The organism is Streptomyces sp. NPDC002785, assembly GCF_040295565.1.
GTDB lineage: Bacteria > Actinomycetota > Actinomycetes > Streptomycetales > Streptomycetaceae > Streptomyces.
In genome coordinates, this window is record NZ_JBEOVN010000150.1 from 1 (window position 1) to 18,386 (window position 18,386).

General features: G+C 69.5%; 12 protein-coding genes and 1 riboswitch. Of the genes, 1 reads left to right on the forward strand and 11 read right to left on the reverse strand.

Annotation, left to right across the window (positions count from 1 at the left end; genetic code table 11):
* Positions 1-56 precede the first annotated feature (56 nt).
* The 7 genes from ABTZ94_RS27560 to ABTZ94_RS27590 form a co-directional block, all read right to left on the reverse strand.
* On the reverse strand, positions 57-824 hold the full coding sequence (locus ABTZ94_RS27560) for a transglycosylase family protein (protein WP_351204502.1): 768 nt from the start codon (positions 822-824) through the stop codon (positions 57-59).
* Positions 825-827: 3 nt separating this feature from the next.
* A riboswitch (cyclic di-AMP (ydaO/yuaA leader) is annotated at positions 828-999 on the reverse strand.
* Positions 1,000-1,298: 299 nt separating this feature from the next.
* The gene (locus tag ABTZ94_RS27565; protein WP_351204504.1) at positions 1,299-2,291 is read right to left on the reverse strand and encodes a transglycosylase family protein; all 993 of its coding nucleotides are present in this window, start codon (positions 2,289-2,291) and stop codon (positions 1,299-1,301) included.
* Between the two features lie 105 nt (positions 2,292-2,396).
* Positions 2,397-3,746 (reverse strand): cytochrome P450 family protein, encoded by a 1,350-nt coding sequence (locus ABTZ94_RS27570; protein WP_351204506.1) that lies wholly within the window; start codon positions 3,744-3,746, stop codon positions 2,397-2,399.
* A 9-nt stretch (positions 3,747-3,755) separates the two neighbouring features.
* Entirely contained in the window at positions 3,756-4,730 is a 975-nt protein-coding gene (locus tag ABTZ94_RS27575; protein WP_351204508.1) for a nucleoside triphosphate pyrophosphohydrolase, read from the reverse strand.
* Between the two features lie 46 nt (positions 4,731-4,776).
* Positions 4,777-5,433, reverse strand: coding sequence for a SurA N-terminal domain-containing protein (locus tag ABTZ94_RS27580; protein ID WP_351204510.1), 657 nt, complete (start codon positions 5,431-5,433; stop codon positions 4,777-4,779).
* Between the two features lie 174 nt (positions 5,434-5,607).
* Positions 5,608-6,009: a GtrA family protein gene (locus ABTZ94_RS27585; RefSeq protein ID WP_351204512.1), complete on the reverse strand. Its 402-nt coding sequence runs from the start codon at positions 6,007-6,009 to the stop codon at positions 5,608-5,610.
* Positions 6,006-6,971 (reverse strand): glycosyltransferase family 2 protein, encoded by a 966-nt coding sequence (locus ABTZ94_RS27590; RefSeq protein ID WP_351204514.1) that lies wholly within the window; start codon positions 6,969-6,971, stop codon positions 6,006-6,008. Before ABTZ94_RS27590 ends, ABTZ94_RS27585 begins: the two co-directional genes overlap by 4 nt.
* Positions 6,972-7,093: 122 nt before the next feature.
* On the opposite strand from ABTZ94_RS27590, the gene ABTZ94_RS27595 reads away from it, so the two are divergent.
* Positions 7,094-9,580, forward strand: a complete 2,487-nt coding sequence (locus ABTZ94_RS27595; protein ID WP_351204516.1) for a YfhO family protein — start codon at positions 7,094-7,096, stop codon at positions 9,578-9,580.
* Here ABTZ94_RS27595 and ABTZ94_RS27600 read toward each other — a convergent pair.
* From ABTZ94_RS27600 to ABTZ94_RS27615, 4 genes are all read right to left on the reverse strand, one after another.
* A complete protein-coding gene (locus ABTZ94_RS27600) occupies positions 9,577-10,413 on the reverse strand; it encodes a glycoside hydrolase domain-containing protein (protein ID WP_351204518.1) in 837 nt (278 codons plus the stop codon). The two genes, ABTZ94_RS27595 and ABTZ94_RS27600, sit on opposite strands and share 4 nt — an antisense overlap.
* Positions 10,414-10,657: 244 nt before the next feature.
* Positions 10,658-14,188: a transcription-repair coupling factor gene (mfd, locus tag ABTZ94_RS27605; protein ID WP_351204520.1), complete on the reverse strand. Its 3,531-nt coding sequence runs from the start codon at positions 14,186-14,188 to the stop codon at positions 10,658-10,660.
* Between the two features lie 517 nt (positions 14,189-14,705).
* On the reverse strand, positions 14,706-17,288 hold the full coding sequence (locus ABTZ94_RS27610; protein WP_351204522.1) for an ABC transporter permease: 2,583 nt from the start codon (positions 17,286-17,288) through the stop codon (positions 14,706-14,708).
* On the reverse strand, positions 17,285-18,073 hold the full coding sequence (locus ABTZ94_RS27615; protein ID WP_351204524.1) for an ABC transporter ATP-binding protein: 789 nt from the start codon (positions 18,071-18,073) through the stop codon (positions 17,285-17,287). The genes ABTZ94_RS27610 and ABTZ94_RS27615 overlap by 4 nt, the downstream gene beginning before the upstream one ends.
* Positions 18,074-18,386: the final 313 nt, after the last annotated feature.

Genomic DNA, 18,386 nt, shown 5'->3' on the forward strand with positions numbered 1-18,386 from the left:
GGCGGCGTCGCCCACCCCCCATGTACCGGTCGGTCTTAGGGAGGAGAGAGCCTGGACTACTTCGTCAGGTGCAGCTGCTGACCCGGGTAGATCAGGTCGGCGTCCGTGACGATGTTCTTGTTCAGCTCGAACAGCTGCTGCCAGCCGCCCTCGACCTCGTGGTCGGCGGCGATCTTGCTCAGGGAGTCGCCGGAGACGACCTCGTACTCGCCGTCACCCTTCTTGACCTTCTCGCCGGTCGGCGTGGTGACGGTCTTCTTCGACTCGGCCCGCGGGGCGGCGGAGCGTTCCGAGCGGGTGGCGGCGGGGGCCTCGGTGCGCTCGGCCTTCTTCGGCTGGGCCTGCTGCGACTGCTGCTTCGGCGCGGCCGGAGCGCTCTTCTGCTCAGTGGCGCTGGAGCTGGAGGTGGAGTTCGAGGAGGCGCCGGTGGCGACGCCCGGGTCGACACCGTCATTGGTCAGGTTACCGGCACCTGCGCAGCCCCAGGCACCCGGACCCTGCATGTCGAGGAGCTTCTCGGCGGTGGCGATCTGCTGGGCCTTGCTGGCCAGGTCGGCACGGGGGGCGTACTGCGTGCCGCCGGCGGCGGCCCAGCTGGACTGCGAGAACTGCAGACCGCCGTAGTAGCCGTTACCGGTGTTGATGGACCAGTTGCCACCGGACTCGCACTGGGCGACGGCGTCCCAGGTGGCGACAGAGGCGGCGGAGGCCCCGGTCGCGCCCATCAGCGGTACGGCGACAGCGGTACCGGTGACACCGGCGAGCGTGGCGATACGGACAGCCTTGGACGGGCGGCGGTGCTTACCCTTGCCGGAAAACAGCATCGATCGTCTCCTCACCGACGCCTACGAGGTGAGCTGTCGGGTTCGGGCCAAGTGAGTTGCCCGGTCGCACGTCCTAGCACGCGACTTCACCCCAAGCCGGCCCCGATGCGTCTTTCGACGATCGGGCCCAGCGCCTACCTGGGTCCCCCGCTCCTGCCTACGGCGCTTTACGCGTCTGTTCCCTTCGACCGACGGCAGGATTCGGCGTGACGGTCGACGGGGCCCGCGGTGCGAGCAGTTCCGACCGTAAACATACGCAACCCTCACATTCAAAGATGGACACATCAGACAATCAGCCCTTACTTGCATCTGAGGAACCGTCGTTTCCGCAGGTGAGGGCGGTGCGGAAGGGCTCCCCGGGCGCGACACGCCAGTTGACGCAAAGAGACCCATGTCTCACTTACGCATAAGCGGACATAGGTCTCTGAATTACCCCGATTTTCGAGGCTCTTTTATCCGACTTTCAGACCATACTCACTGGGCCTTCACCTCGAGATCGAGACTCTGGCCAGGGAGGATGAGGTCCGGATCGGAGCCGACGGCATCCTTGTTGGCCTCATAGAGCGCGGACCAGCCACCGGGAACCTTCTGTGCATCAGCAATCGCCCAGAGGTTGTCGCCTGAGTGCACGGTGTACGTACCGTCGGCGGCCGACGCGCCCCCGTCGCGTGCGTCGGCGTCACCGCGGGAGGCATGACGGCCCGACTCACGCTCGACGCCGCCGTTCGCACCCCGGCTCCCCTCGGAGGCCGGCGCGCCGCGGTGCTTACCGCCGACATGGTCGGACGAATCGGAAGAGCCGGATGAATCGGGCGCCTCGGAAGGCGGGGTGGCCGACGCGGTGGTCGAAGGCTTCGTGGAGGGCTTCGCCTTGCCCGCAGACTTGTCGGCGCCGTGCGAGCCCTTCGAGCCCTTCGAGCCCTTCGAGCCGTTCGCGCTGTGCGAGCCCTTCGAGCCGCCCGTACCGTCCGAGGCGCTGCCCGACGGCGTGGCGTCCTCGGACGGGGCCGTCGAGGCACCGTCAGCCGGCTCCGCGTTCTCTGCCGGCTCGGCGGAGGGCACGGTCCCCGGGTCGACACCCGGCAGCGTCCCGTCCACCGCGAGGCCGGAGATGCCCGCGCAGCTGGCCCATGCCTTCGGGCCCTGGTCGTCCAGGACCTTCTGGGCCACGGCTATCTGCTGCGAGCGGCTGGCGAGGTCGGCACGCGGGGCGTACGACTCGCCGCCGTACGCCTTCCAGGTCTCCTGCGAGAACTGCAGACCGCCGTAGAAGCCGTTGCCGAGGTCGGCGCTCCACATGCCGCCGCTCTCGCATTCGGCCACCCGGTCCCAGGTCGTGACGTCGGCCGCGTGCGCACCGGTCGCGCCGAGCAGCGGGATGGCGATGGCCGATCCGGTCACGCCCGCGGCGACGACGATGGCGGGTGCCTGACGAGGGCGACGATGTCTGCCGTTCGCGGAGCCCATGGGGTTGCCTTCCGTGTGACTGACGAGTGACTGGTGAGTCGAACGGTGAACCTAGCGGGACTCGAACGTGTGTCACAAGTCGATGCAGCACAGATCACGTGAAAGTCACAGACTTGATGGGGCGTCAGCTTGCGTCAGGGCGACCCCCGGCGTGAACTCCACGGGCAGCGTGCGCAGTCCGCGCATGATGAGCCCGCCGCGCCACCGCAAATCGGTAGGTTCTACCGCAAGACGCAGGTCCGGAAGGCGCTTCAGAAGCGTGGCGAGCGCGGTCTGCCCCTCCAGCCGGGCGAGCGGTGCCCCCAGGCAATAGTGGATGCCGTGCCCGTATCCGAGGTGCTGATTGTCACGCCGTGCGAGGTCGAGCGTGTCGGGGTCCTCGAAACGCTCCGGGTCCCGGTCGGCGGCGGCGAGTACGACGAGTACGGGGTCTCCTGCCGCGATGTCCTGTCCGCCGAGCGTCAGCGGCTCGGTGGCGAACCGCCAGGTCGCCAGCTCCACCGGGCCGTCGTACCGAAGCAGTTCCTCGATCCCGGTCTCCAGCAGATCGCTCTCCCCCGCGTCGATGGACTGCTGCAGCCGCTCGCGCTGCGCGGGGTTGCGCAGCAGTGCGTACACCCCATTGCCGATGAGGTTGACCGTCGTCTCGAACCCGGCGAAGAGCAGGATGAAGGCCATGGCCGCGGCCTCGTTCTCGCTGAGGTGCTCGCCGTGGTCGCTGGCCCGGATCAGCCCCGAGATCAGATCGTCCCCCGGGTTCTCCCGCTTGCGGTGGATCAGTTCGGCGAGATAGCCGCGCATCTTCTTCACCGACCTGGCCACCCCGCCGCGCGGGCCGCCGCCGTGGCGGATCATCATGCCCGCCCAGTCCCGGAAGTCGTCCTGGTCCTCGCGCGGGACGCCGAGCAGATCGCAGATCGCGTAGATGGGGAGCGGGAACGCGAAGTCGTGGATGAGGTCCGCCTTCCCCTCCGCGATGAAGCGGTCGATGAGGCGGTCCGTCAGTTCCTGCACACGCGGGGCGAACTCGGCGACCCGGCGCGGGGTGAACGCCTTGGAGACGAGGCGGCGCAGCCGGGTGTGGTCGGGCGGGTCGATGTTCAGCAGATGCGTCATCAGCTCCGCCTTGCGCTCACCCGGGATGCCTGTCTTCCCCTTGGCATGCGCCGGCTCGGCGTGGTGCGCCGGGTTCTTGGAGAGCCGGGTGTCGGCGAGCGCCTGCCGGGCGTCGGCGTACCGGGTCACGAGCCAGGCCTCGACACCGCTGGGCAGCGTGGTCCGGTGCACGGGGCTGTGCTCGCGCAGCCAGGCATAGGCCGGGTACGGGTCGGTGGCGAACTCCCAGGTGAAGAGTTCGGGGGCGCCGGCGGGGTGATCGGCGGAGCGGTCGACGGGACGGTCGGCGGGCCGACCGGCGGGGCGATCGGTGGGACGGTCGGCGGGGCTGTAATTCACCCCCCGACGTTATCCGTTGCCCTCCGCGGCCCGGATGGCGTCCCGGTAGGCCCGGCCCGCGGCCCTCAGCGCGGCTTCGGGGTCGACACCGTCCTGTTCGGCGCGTACGGCGAGGGCGAGGAGCTCGTAACCGATGCCGTCGCCCGTGGGGAGCGCCACATCGAGCCCCGCTGTACGGACCCGGCCGGCCAGTTTCGCCGCGAGCGCCAGCCCGGGCTGGCCGAGCGGGACTCCGTCGGTGACCGAGTCGCGCTGCTTCTCGATGGCCTTGGTCCGCAGCCAGTGGGCGTGCACGTCCTGAGGGGTCTCGGCGGTCTCGTCGCCGAAGACGTGCGGGTGGCGGTGGATCAGCTTCTCGACGAGGGTCGCGGCCACGTCGTCGACGGAGAACGGCTCCGCCCCGTCCTCGGGGCGGCCCTCCTGCGCGATCCGGGCGTGGAAGACGACCTGGAGGAGCACGTCCCCGAGCTCCTCGCGCAGCTCGTCGCGGTCGCCGTCCTCGATCGCCTCGACGAGTTCGTACGCCTCCTCGATGGCGTACCTGGCGAGGCCCTTGTGGGTCTTCTGCGAGCTCCAGGGGCATTCGAGCCGGATCCGGTCCATGACCTGGACCACATCGAGGAGCCGGGCGCCCGGCAGATCGTACGAACCGGGCAGCAGCTCCAGGTCCGGCATCTGCACCCGGCCCGAACCGGCGAGCCGGGCCAGCCCGTCGGTCAGCGGCCGGCTGCCCTCGCCGCCCGTGAGAACGACGACGCTCCGGCCGCCCGCACAGGCGTCGACGAGCTCCTGCGCGGTGGGCGCGCAATGCTCGACGCCCACGCCCGCCTCGCGCAGATACGGCAGCTGCGGGTGGTCCTGCTCGGCGCAGAGCACCCGGTCGGCGGCGTGCAGCGTCTGCCAGGCCGGCCAGGACAGAAGTCCGGGCGCGACGCGGTGGCTGGCGGTGAGCAGGACGATACGGCCGGGGTCTTCAGCGTTCACCGTTCGAATCTACCCGGCCCGTCGGGTCGCCGTCTTCCGTGGTCTTCTAGGCGCCGGACTCGGCGCCCGTCTCGACGGGCTTGGTGACCTGGGTGATCCAGGGAGCCTTGTAGTTGGCGAGCTGGGTCTGCTTGTCGTCCCAGGCGCCGTAGCGCGGATTGACGTCGACCTTCAGTGCCTTCGAGGCCTTGCTGAGCGCATCGCCGACGGCCTTCTGCCCCTCGGGCTGCTGCAGGTCGGCGCCGAGTGCCTGGGCCAGCTTCGACAGCTGGACCTGCTCGCGCAGGACGGCATCGATCTGGTCGGGGGCGACCCAGCTCTGCTGGAGCATCGCCGTCCGCAGCTGCGCCTCTCCGCCGGACTGGGCGGCCGCCGCCTTGCGCATCTGCTGGATCTCGTTGCGGTTGACGGTGACGCCCGCGTCCTGCGCGGCGCGGTCCAGGACCCGGTCGAAGATCATGCCGTGCAGCTTGGCCCGGCTGAGTTGCCCGGACTTGTCGATGAGCTGGGATGCGTCCTTCGCATCGCGCTGGGCCTCGCGTACGGCCGCCACCTGGCCCTGCAGCGTGGACACCTCGATCCGGTCCTCGCCGACGAGGGCCGCGGCGCCCGGGTGGGGCCGGCTGCCGCACGCGGTCAGGAGTGGGGCGCCGACGAGCAGGGCGGCGGAGACGGTGAGCGCGGTGCGACAGCGGCGGTGCAAAGGAACCTCCCGGGGAGAGTTTGTGCATCAGTGCACAAGACCTTGCGTTGATCGATGTTAGGCAGTGGATGTGGTTGGGGCCACTGGTTCGACCAACGATTCGGAAGGAGTTGGGGATGTGGTCCCGCTCAGGGGCACCGCTCAGGGGCACCCGACCGTGCTCGGTGACGGTGCTCAGGACACGTGCTCGGGCGCCGGGTCCTTGCTGTCCGGGCGCAGCATGATCGTGCGCGAGACGACGAATGTGATCGGAATGGCCGCCGCGGCCGCGACCAGCGGCGCGTACCGGCTGCTGAACCCGGCGAGGCCGACCAGCAGATAGACACCGCCGGTCGTGATGACGAAGTTGGCGGCGTTGGTGAGCGGGAAGAGCAGGAACTTCCGCCAGGTGGGACGGGTCCGGTACGTGAAGCAGGAGTTCAGGAAGAACGAGCCGGTCATGCTCAGCACGAAGGCGAGCACATGGGCGGCGACGTACGGCAGCCAGGCCAGCAGGGCGAGGTAGCAGCCGTAGTACGTGCCGGTGTTCACGACTCCCACGAGGGCGAATCGGGCCATCTGTGCTGTGACCGTCATCGGCGTACGAACTCCTGGGGTTCCCGTGTCGACTGCGGTGCCGCTCGGGTGTTCGTGGCCTTCACCAGGAAGTGCGGGCGCCGCTTCACCTCGTAGTAGATACGGCCGACGTACTCGCCGACCACCCCGATCATCACCATCTGCACTCCGGCGAGGGCGGTGACCACCACGAGCAGGGTGACATATCCGGGGGTGTCGACCCCTCTCACCAGCGCGACACCGACGATCCACGCGGCATAGGCGAAGGCGACGGACAGCAGCAGCATGCCCAGATAGAGCGCTGCGCGCAGTGGTTTGTTGTTGAAGGAGAGAAGCCCGTCGAGACCGTAATTGAGAAGCTTTCCGAAGGTCCAGGCGGAGCGGCCCTGTTCGCGGACGGCATTCTCGTAACTGAAGGTCGTGGTACGGAATCCCACCCAGGCGAAAAGGCCCTTGGAGAACCGGTTGTATTCGGTGAGTTCCAGTACGGCGTCGACAGTGCGGCGGGACAGTAACCTGAAGTCGCCGACACCGTCGACCAGTTCCACGTCCACCAGACGGTTGATCAGCCAGTAGTAGGCGCGGGCGCTGACGGTGCGGGTGACGCGGTCGCCCTTGCGGGTACGGCGGGCGATCACCTGGTCGTAGCCGTCCGCATGCTCCTGGAGCATGCGGCCCACGAGCTCCGGCGGGTGCTGGAGGTCGGCATCCATGATGACGACGGCGTCGCCGTCGGCGTGCTGGAGACCGGCCAGCATGGCGGCCTCCTTGCCGAAGTTGCGACTGAAGGAGACATAGCGGGCCCGCGCGTCGGCGGCGGCCAGCTCCTTGAGGATCAACAGGGTCCGGTCCGCACTCCCGTCGTCGACGTACACCAGCTGGAATTCATGTCCCAGCCGCGTCATTTCGTCCGTGACGCGTTCATGGAAGCGTTCGAGGATCTCTTCCTCGTTGAAACAAGGCACCACCAGCGAGATCAGCACGCATTACATCAACCCGCGCACATGTCGGAATCCGATGTTCCATATGACCGATGAGCATCGATCAAGTGAACTACCCCATTCCGACACGGGTTTACGCGTTCGAGGCTGGCATATTCCTGCGTATGCCGACGTTCCGTCCTCGCCTGCGGGCGGGCTCCCTCGCCGCGCTGCTCACCGTCGTCGCCGTGTGTGCGGGTGACGCCCTGGCACGCAGCTTTCCGTTCGGGCCACGTACCCGGAGCGTCAACGACCTGGGCAATCAGTTCGTGCCGTTCCACGCCCGGCTGTGGGACCTGCTGCACGGCAGCGCCGACGGCGGGATACTGCTCAACTGGTCGTCCGGATACGGAACCAGCTTCCTGCCGGATCTGGGCACCTATCTGACCAGCCCGTTCGTCCTCCTCGTCGGGGTCTTTCCGCGCGACCGTATGGATCTCGCGGTCTATGTGGTGACGGTCCTGAAGATGGCGTCGGCCGCGACGCTGATGGCACTGTTGCTGCTGACGCTGCGCGGCGGGCGCTGGTGGGCGGCGGGGGTGCTCGGTGGTTCGTACGCGCTGTGCGGCTGGTCGGTCGTCGAGGCGTCGTACAACCCGATGTGGCTGGACGGTCTGATCGCGCTGCCGCTGCTCTGCCTGGCCGGGGAGTGGGCCCGGACGGGACGGCACCGCATCGCCGCGCCGTTGCTCGTCGCGGTGGTGTGGGCGGCCAACTTCTATACGGCCTACATGGCGACGCTCGGGGCCGCGCTGGTGCTCGCGGTGCGGCTCTTCACGGAGCGGGAGGACCGACGGGCAGTGGTCCGGGGGCTGGTGCGGGCGGTCGGCACGGTCGGGGTGGGGATCGGTCTCGCGGCGCCCGTCCTGATTCCCGTCTATCTGGGCACGAAGCACGCCTACCCGGGCTGGGACCGTACGTTCGCGCCCGCCGCCTGGCCCGATGTGTTCGCCCGGCTGCTGCCCGCCACGTACAGCTTCTTCACTCCGGCGCTCTTCCTCGGCACGGGCACCCTTCTCCTGGCCTGTGCGTCGGCTTTCCAGCGGTCCGTGCCGCGGCGCGAGCGGTGGGCATGGGCGGGGCTGGTGGCGGGGGTCGCGCTGTCGTTGCAGTGGGGCCCGACCCATCTGCTCTGGCATGCGTTCGCCACACCCAACGGCAGTCCGTACCGGCAGACGTTCGTGCTGGCCGGGCTGGTGGTGATCGCCGCCTGGATCTCGGTCTCGTACGACTGGCCGGGGTGGCGGGCGCTGCTCGCCGGCGGCGCGGTGCTGGTGCTGACCGCGGCCGGGGCCGGCTTCAGCGGCCTGGTCACCCGGTGGACGTACCCCCTGTTCGCGGCCGGTCTGGTGGCGGCGGTGGGCGCGCTGCTGCTGGTCGGCCGTGGCCGCAGGTTCGCGGTGCTCGCCGCCGTGCTGCTGATCGGCGCGCAGGCCGGGCAGGCCGCGGCGACCACCGCGTTCGCCGACCGGCAGAAACTGAACCGGCTCGACCACTACGCGCCGTGGGGCGAGCGGCAGCGGACCCAGGCGGCGGCGGTCGCGGACGCCGATGGCTGGCCGCGCTATCGCACCGACCCCGGCCGTGAGCAGACCACCGCGAACGATCCGCTGCTGGTGGGCGGGCAGGGCGCCGCGTACTACAGCAGCCATACGCCGGCCGTGCTGACCCGCACGCTGCGTGCGCTGGGCGGCGGGTGGACGTCGGGCGGCCGGGCCGTGCAGAGCCTCGACAACCCGGTCACGGACGCGATCTTCTCGGTCGGTGCGCGGGTACACGGGCCGCGCGATCCGTATCAGGTGTGGAACGCCCCCGACGACCGGCCGGTGACGGTGAGCCGCGAGGTGGCGCCGCCGCTGGTGACGGTACGGCCGCCGGGCGGGCCCATGCCGTACGGCCGGTCGCCGTACCGCAACCAGGAGGCACTGCTGGGCTCGACGGTGTACACGGTGCCGACGACGGTGCTGCGCGCGGCGGACGGGGGTGCGGTGACGGACCGGGGCGCGTACGACTACCGAGTGGGGCGCGGTACGTACACGCTGACCGCCCACTGTCCGGCGGCCTCGGAGGCGTATCTGTGGACGCCCGACCTGTTCGGCTCGGCGCGGCTCGGCACGGGCCCGGAGGTCGAACTCAAGGGGCAACTCCCGGCCCGCCGCGCCCCGATGGAGCGCCTGGGAACGGCGAGCGGGAGCACACCGGTGGTGGTCACGCTCACCTCCGTACGCGAAGGGACCGTGCCGCACGAGGCGATCGGCTGCCTGGACCGGACCCGGCTGGCATCGGCGGTCACCGGCCTCAAGCGCACGGGTGCGACCGCCGTCCATGTCACCGCCGACGGCATACGGGCCGAACTGCCGCCCGGCAGCACCGGAACGGTCGTGATCGCCGCGCCCCGGATCACGGGCTGGAGCTGCCAGGGGCGGCCCGCCGACAGCTATCTGGGCCTAGTCTCCGCCCCGGTCCCTGCCCACGGCACGTCCGTCGACTGCACCTTCCGCCCCCCGGGCCTTCGGGCGGGTGCGGGGGTGGGGGCGGGCGCGGCGCTGGCGCTGCTGGTGACGGGGGTGTGGGGAGCGCAGCGGCGACGCGACCTGGCCCGCACCAGCTAGCCGGCCACGATCGCGACCGGGGCGTCCCAGGCGTTCCGGTCGATGGTGAGCGTGCCCCCGGTGTGCGTCACCTTCTTGTTGACGGCGTACTGGTGGCCGCGGCGGTGCCCGGTGTACAGCGTCGAGGCGTACGGGAAGCCCTTGGTGGTGGAGTACACGTCGTCGTAGCGGGCGTACCAGAGGATCTCCGGCAGGTCCGTGCGGTTCGTGGCGTTGGCCACGACGGCGGCGCTGGAGTTGCTGAAGCCGTAGAAGCCGGACCAGTACCCCTTGGCCTTGACCGTCTTGTCGAACGCCCGGATGTAGGTGAGCACCGTGTTCACGCAGGAGGTGTTCTTCGGGTCGAAGTACTCCATGTCGAGGTAGACGGGGCTGCCCGGCTTCATACCGAGGGCGGCCTCCTTCGCCACGGCGTCGTTGGCGTCGGTGACGGCCAGTGAGGCGGCATTGGTGGCGGTCATCTTCTCGGGGTTGGCACTCGTCTGGCACGGCGGCTGCGCGCCGACGTACAGCGGGACCAGCATCCACCCGGTGGCGCTGACGGACTTCACCCAGGACGCGGTGAGATTGGGCTGTGCGCAGCCGCGGTTCTTCCCGCCGACGTACACGGCGGCACCGTGGTACACGGAGGAGCTGTACCAGCCCTTCATGGTGGTCAGCGACGGCGCGGTGCAGGTGTCGAAGACGTGCCCGGTGTAGATCTTCGGCGCGGGCCTGGTGACCGTGGTGGCGGTGGCGGCCTCGGCTGCGAACGCGCCACCGGCGAGAACGGCGACGCCGGCCACGGCCAGGGAGATGCGGCGCCGCTTCTTGGATATGCGGTGAGAAGGCACAGAGACCTCGACAGTGCTCGGAAGAGCGCTCGAAAGAAGAGTGAGGCCGACGGGGCAGGCGGGTCGTCAGCCGCCCCGGCGGCAGATCACGGTCTCACGCTGCGGTCGGAGGTTCGCCGACGAATGGGGCATTCCGTACAGTCATTACAGAAATTTGGCATGCTCATTGCCTTAACGTGCCGCACCGAAGCCTGCGGAGGCCACGATCCAAGCGCCGACGCAGCCGCGCCCGGTCCGGCGCCCCTCACGACCCCAGAATCGTCGTGAGGAACTCCCCCGTCCACGCCAGCAGTTCGCGGCCGACGACCGGCTTGCCGCCGATCCTGCCGGCGGTGGGGCGCGGGACCAGGATCTGGTGGACGGCCGGCTTGATGATCGTCTTCGGGTAGAGACGCTTCAGGCGGAGCTCCTGCGATTCACGCAGCTCGACCGGGGCGAACCGGATGTTCGAGCCCTGGAGCACGATCTCGCCGACGCCGCAGGCGCGGGCCAGCATGCGCAGGCCCGCGACCAGGAGCAGGTTCTCGACCGGTTCGGGGAGCTTGCCGTAGCGGTCGGTGAGCTCCTCGCGGACCGCCCTGATGTCGTCCTCCGTGTTGGCGGAGGCGATGGCGCGGTACGCCTGGAGGCGCAGCCGCTCACCGGGGGCGTAGTCGTGGGGGACGTGCGCGTCGACCGGGAGCTCGATCTTGACCTCCAGGGGCGGTTCCTCCTCCACGCCGCCTTCGAGGGAGGCCCGGTAGTCGGCCACTGCCTCGCCGACCATGCGTACGTACAGGTCGAAGCCGACGCCCGCGATGTGGCCGGACTGTTCGCCGCCCAGAAGGTTTCCGGCGCCCCGGATCTCGAGGTCCTTCATCGCCACGTACATGCCCGCGCCCATCTCGGTGTGCTGGGCGATCGTGGCCAGGCGCTCGTGGGCCGTCTCGGTGAGCGGCTTCTCCGGGGGGTAGAGGAAGTAGGCGTAACCGCGCTCGCGGCCACGGCCCACGCGGCCGCGCAGCTGGTGCAGCTGGGAGAGGCCGAAGTTGTCGCCGCGTTCCACGATCAGGGTGTTGGCGTTGGAGATGTCGATGCCGGACTCGACGATCGTCGTGGAGACCAGGACGTCGAACTTCTTCTCCCAGAAGTCCACCACCACCTGTTCCAGGGCCTGTTCGGACATCTGGCCGTGGGCGGTCGCGATCCTCGCCTCGGGGATGATCTCGCGCAGGCGCGCGGCGGCGCGGTCGATCGACTCGACGCGGTTGTGGATGTAGAACGCCTGGCCTTCGCGGAGCAGTTCACGGCGGATGGCCGCGCCGATCTGCTTCTCCTCGTACGGGCCGACGAAGGTGAGGACCGGGTGGCGCTCCTCGGGGGGTGTGGTGATCGTCGACATCTCGCGGATGCCCGTCACGGCCATTTCGAGCGTACGGGGGATGGGCGTCGCGGACATGGTGAGGACGTCCACGTTGGCGCGGAGCTTCTTCAGCTGCTCCTTGTGCTCGACGCCGAAGCGCTGCTCCTCGTCGACGATGACCAGGCCCAGGTCCTTGAACTTCGTCTCGGAGGAGAAGAGGCGGTGGGTGCCGATGACCAGGTCGACGGAGCCCTCGCGCAGCCCTTCCAGGGTCGACTTGGACTCGGAATCGGACTGGAAGCGGCTCAGCGCCCGTACGCTGACCGGGAATTGGGAGTAGCGCTCGGTGAACGTGCCGTAGTGCTGCTGGACCAGGAGGGTCGTGGGTACGAGGACGGCGACCTGCTTGCCGTCCTGGACCGCCTTGAAGGCCGCCCGTACCGCGATCTCCGTCTTGCCGTAGCCGACGTCGCCGCAGATCAGCCGGTCCATCGGGACGGACTTCTCCATGTCCTCCTTGACCTCGGCGATGGTGGAGAGCTGGTCGGGCGTCTCCGCGTACGGGAAGGCGTCCTCCAGTTCGCGCTGCCAGGGCGTGTCGGGGCCGAAGACATGGCCGGGCGCCGCCATCCGCGCCGAGTAGAGCTTGATCAGGTCGGCGGCGATCTCCTTGACGGCCTTCTTGGCGCGCGCCTTGGTCTTCGTCCAGTCGGCGCCGCCGAGCCGGTGCAGGGTGGGCGCCTCGCCGCCGACGTACTTGGTGACCTGTTCCAGCTGGTCGGTCGGGATGTAGAGGCGGTCGCCGGGCTGGCCGCGCTTGGCGGGGGCGTACTCGACGAGGAGGTACTCGCGGGTGGCGCCCTGCACGGTGCGCTGCACCATATCGATGTAGCGGCCCACACCGTGCTGTTCGTGGACGATGTAGTCGCCGGTCTCCAGCGTCAGCGGGTCGATCGTCTTGCGGCGGCGGGCCGGCATCCGGCCCAGGTCCTTGGTGGCGGTGCGCTGGCCGGTCAGGTCCGTCTCGGTCAGGACGGCGAGTCTGAGCGCCGGGTCGACGAAGCCGTGGTCGATCGCGCCGCAGGAGACATGGACGAGGGACGGCGAGATCTCCGCCAGGTCCGGGTCGAGGCGGGCGGCGATCCCTTCGCCGCTCAGCACCTCGACGGTGCGGGAGGCGAGCCCCTGGCCCTCGGTGACGTACACCGTGCGCCAGCCGTCGGCGATCCAGCCCTTGGTGTCGGCGAGCGCGCGGGCGGTGTCGCCGCGGTAGGACTCCGGGGCGTGCATCGTGAGTTTGAGGGTGTCCTCGTCGAGCTCGTCGTCCGCGGCGAACGGGGAGACCGACCACCACATCATTTCCAGCTCGCGGGCCCGGTCCCGGACGTCCGCGATGCCCCGCAGGGAGGCCGCGCCGACATCGATCGGGGCCTGGCCCCCGCCCGCGGTGGCCGCCCAGGACGCCTGGAGGAACTCCTGGCTGGTGGCGACCAGGTCGGCGGCCCTGGTGCGGACCCGCTCCGGGTCGCAGACCAGCGCCATCGAGCCCTTGGGCAGTACGTCGAGCAGCAGCTCCATGTCGTCGACGAGGACCGGGGCGAGGGACTCCATGCCCTCCACCGCGATGCCTTCGGCGATCTTGCCGAGCAGTTCACCCAGCTCCGGGTGGAGTTCGGCGAGGGCGGCGGCCCGCTCGCGCACCTCGTCGGTCAGCAGCAGCTCACGGCAGGGCGGTGCCCACAGCCCGTGTTGGGCGATCTCCAGCGACCGCTGGTCGGCGATCTTGAAGTAGCGGACCTCCTCGACGTCGTCACCCCAGAACTCCACCCGAAGGGGGTGCTCCTCGGTCGGCGGGAACACGTCCAGGATGCCGCCGCGCACGGCGAACTCTCCGCGCTTCTCGACCAGTTCGACCCGGGAGTACGCGGCTGCCGCGAGCGCGTCGACCGTCTTGCCGAGGTCGGCGCTCTGTCCGATGCGCAGCGCTACGGGTTCCAGGTCGCCGAGCCCCTTGACCTGCGGCTGGAGTACGGAACGGACCGGTGCGACGACGACCTTGACCGGGCCGGTCTCCGGGTCGTCGTTCCGCGGGTGCGCCAGGCGCCGCAGCACGGCGAGACGGCGGCCCACGGTGTCGGAGCGGGGCGAGAGCCGCTCGTGCGGCAGGGTCTCCCAGGACGGGAACTCGGCGATCGTGTCCGGCGGCAGCAGGGTGCGCAGCGCGGCCGCCAGGTCCTCGGCCTCCCGGCCGGTCGCGGTGACGGCGAGCACGGTCCGCCCGGCCTCACGGGCCAGCGCGGCCACGGCGAAGGGGCGGGCGGCGGCCGGACCGACGAGGTCGACATGCCTCCGGTGGCCATCGGTGGCGGCCTTCACCGCTTCGGAGAGTGCCGGGTCACGTACGACGACATCCAGCAGACCGTGCAGGCTCATGAAGGGCTTCCGTCCGGGTAACGAGGGCGAGGTCTGACAGCCGGCTGCTGCCAGGGTGCAACGCGAAGGGGCAACACGAAGGACCCGACACGTCTCACGGGCCGGGGGTTCCAGCGTACGACTCCCGTGTGACAGCCGCGTGCGCAATCCGGCTCAGCGGGTCGGATCCGGCGCGGCCCGGACGACGGTCAGGCACCGGGCCGGCGGCTCCGGCGTGCGCCGACGGTCCGTGCCCCGCGCCGGACGGACACGAATCCGGCCCCGGAGTGTTTGGAGGAACACCCCGGGGCCGGATCAGTCATCCTACGTCGGCCGTCGCCTCGCTAAGACCGACCGGCACATGGGGGGCGGCGTCGCGGGGCTGGGCACGCACATCTGCCGCGTTGTCGTCAATCACCAACTCCCCCATAGCCCGAAAGGCATGGGAGGGACCCCCTTCGCGTTGGCTCAATCCTCCGCCTTGCAACTGCACGCACCCAACCCCGCTCCTTCTCCCACCCCCCATGTGCCGGTCGGTCTAATCCGTGGCGATCGCGTTGAGGACGTTCATCCTGCCCGCCCGGAACGCCGGGACCAGGGCCGCGAACAGTCCGACGAAAGCCGAGGCGACGAAGACCGTGAGGATCGTCGGCCACGGGATCTCCAGGACGCCGAGGCCCTCCAGGGCCAGCAGCTTCTGGGCGGCCGTGCCCCAGCCCATGCCCAGGCCGAGGCCGAGCAGGGCGCCGAAGACCGCGATGACCACCGACTCCAGGCGGATCATCCGGCGCAGCTGGCGGCGGGAGAGGCCGATGGCGCGCATCAGGCCGATCTCACGGGTCCGCTCGACCACCGAGAGGGCCAGGGTGTTCACCACACCGAGCACCGCGACGATGATCGCGAGCGCCAGCAGGCCGTAGACGATGTTCAGCAGCTGGCCGATCTGGTCCTTCAGCTGCTGCTTGAAGTCGGCCTGGTTCTTCACCTCGTACTGCGGGTACTTGGCCAGGGCGTCCTTGAGGGCGGCGTACGCCTCCTTCTCCTTGCCCTCCGCGGCCTTCGCGAACATGATCATGTTGTCCGGCAGGGCGTCGGCGGGGACGTACCGCGCGGCGGTCGTGATGTTGATGTACATCGCGCCCTTGTCGATGTTCACGTCGTCGGAGGTGATCGCGGCGAGTGTCAGCTTCGCCCTCTCGCCGCCCTTGAACGCGACCGTGAGCCGGTCACCGACCTTGAGGTGGTGCTTGGTGGCGTACGTCTCGCCGACCGACATGGCGTCCTTGCCGTACGCGTCGGCCAGTTTCCCGGAGACGGTCGCACGGCGGACGTCGTCCTTGTACGTGGGGTCGACGGCGACCAGACCCTCGTCCTCGGTGGTGCCGTCGGGGGCGGTGAGCTCGGCGCCGACGACCTTGTATTCGGTGAAGTGCTCGATGTCCGGTACGGACTTGAGGGACTTCGCCGCCTGGTCCACGATCAGTGCGCCGCCGCCGGCCGGCTCGACGATGAAGTCCGCGCCGACCGACTTGTCGAGTTCCTCGGTGGCCGAGGCGACCATGGAGGAGCCGACGACGGAGAGACAGGCGACCAGGGCGAGGCCGATCATCAGGGCGGCGCCGGTCGCTCCGGTGCGGCGCGGGTTGCGCAGGGCGTTGCGCTCCGCGAGCCGTCCGACGGGGCCGAACATCCGCAGCATGACCGCGCTCAGCACCCGGACCACGAAGCCGGCCAGCAGCGGGCCGATCACGATGAAGCCGATCAGGGTGAGGACCACGCCCAGACCGAGGAAGAGCGACCCTTCGCCCGACTTGTCGGCCCGCGTCGCGGCGTAGAGCGCGGCGCCGCCGGCGAGAGTGAGGACCAGGCCGACCGCGGCCCGGATCCGGCCCGCGCGGCCGTCCGCCGGGGTCCCGGCGTCGCGCAGAGCGGCCATCGGGGAGATCTTCCCGGCCCGGCGGGCCGGAATGTACGCGGCGACGACGGTGACGATGACGCCGAGTGCGAGGCCGACCACCGGGGTGGTCCACACGACCGTGAGGTCCTTGGTGGACAGGTCCATGCCCATGGAACCCATGAGCTTCATCAGTCCGACGGCGAGCCCGACTCCGACACCCACGCCGAGTACGGAGCCGATGATGCCGAGGAACAGCGCCTCGATCAGCACGGACCGGTTGACCTGCTTGCGGCTGGAGCCGATGGCCCGCATCAGGCCGATCTCGCGGGTGCGCTGGGCGACCAGCATCGAGAAGGTGTTGACGATCAGGAAGATGCCGACGAGGAAGGCGATCCCGGCGAAGCCGAGCATCGCGTACTTCATGACGTCGAGGAAGGAGCCCATCGAGTTCTTGTTGGCGTCCGCGGCCTCCTTCTGGGTCAGGAGCTTGTACGCGGAGGTGTCATCCAGCGCCGTGGCGACGTTCTTCTTCAACTGCGTGTCGCTGACGCCCTGTTCGGCGGTTACGGAGATGAAACTGAAGACACCCGGCTTGCCGAGCAGCTTCGTCTGCGCGGTGACGGTGTCGAAGTAGACGATCGCCGCGCCGGGGTTGGTGACCTTGAAGGTGGCGATGCCGCTGATCTTCGCCCTGATGTCGCCGGTGGCGGCTATGGTGCGCAGCTCGTCACCGATCTTCAGGTGGTGCTTGTCGGCGGTGTCGGCGTCGACCATCACCTCGGTCGGTCCGCGCGGTGCGTGGCCGGAGGTGATCTCCATCGAACGCAGGTCGTTCTTCGTCCAGTTGCCCGCGATCGTCGGGCCGCCCGTCGTCGAGCCCATGTTCTTGTTGTGGCGGTCGACGACGGTGACGGACATGCTGGAGACCGCACCCTCGGCGCCCTTCACGCCGGTGGCCTTGCCGACCTGCTGGACGGCGGAGGCGGGGAGCGTGACGGGCTTGCCGTTCTCCGGGAGCCGGTCGTTGTCCTCGGCGGTCTTCGGGCTGACGGTGACGTCGGCCGACGTGGCGGCGAAGAGCTTGTCGAACGTGGTGTTCATGGTGTCGGTGAAGACGAGCGTGCCGCACACGAACGCCACCGACAGCAGGACCGCGACGGCGGAGAGCGCCATACGTCCCTTGTGCGCGAAGAAGTTGCGCCTCGATGTCTTCCAGACGCTCATGACGTCCGCCCGCGCGAGTCGAAGTCCTTCATACGGTCGAGGACCTGATCGGCCGTCGGGTTGTGCATCTCGTCGACGATGCGTCCGTCGGCGAGGTACAGCACCCGGTCCGCGTAGGAGGCGGCGACCGGGTCGTGGGTGACCATGACGATGGTCTGGCCCAGTTCGTCGACCGACCTGCGCAGGAAGCTCAGCACCTCGGCACCGGCGCGCGAGTCGAGGTTTCCGGTGGGCTCGTCACCGAAGATGATCTCCGGCCGGGCGGCGAGCGCCCTGGCGACCGCGACGCGCTGCTGCTGGCCGCCGGAGAGCTCGGTGGGCCGGTGCTTCAGCCGCTCGGCCAGACCGACCGTCTCCACGACCTGCTGCAGCCAGGCCGCGTCGGGCTTACGGCCCGCGATGTCCATCGGCAGCGTGATGTTCTCCAGCGCGTTGAGCGTCGGGAGCAGGTTGAACGCCTGGAAGATGAAGCCGATCCGGTCCCGGCGGAGCTGGGTGAGCTTCTTGTCCTTGAGCCCGGTGATCTCGGTCTCGTCGAGGAAGATCTGACCAGAGGTCACGGTGTCCAGGCCGGCCAGGCAGTGCATCAGGGTCGACTTGCCGGAGCCGGACGGGCCCATGATCGCGGTGAACTGCCCGCGGGCGATGTCCACATCGACATGGTCGAGCGCGACGACCCGGGTCTCCCCCGCCCCGTACGCCTTGACGACCTGCCGCGCCCGTGCGGCGACGGCCGTACGCCCTCCAGTGCCCCCGTGCCTGGGAATGGTTACAGCCGTTGTCACGGTTTTTCTCCTATGTCGGTCAGCGTTTGAGATGTCGCGGCGTACGTGAGAATTCTGGTGTTCCGAGGGGCCCGGCGCGCTGGTGCACAGCGCAGTCTTCGGGTGGGGTTTTCCCCACCCCGCCCCCTGCGGTCAGCCGCACTCGTGGTGGGAATCAGCCGCTTTTCGCGGTGTAGGAACACGCTAAGGAACGAGCCCCCGCCGTCACGTCCTCCGCCGGGAGGAACCACCCCTGGGCAAAACCGAGGAGCGTCCCCTAGGGGTCTCGGCCCCAGGGCGGAGACCCGTCTCAGGGACTGCACCCATGGGTGCA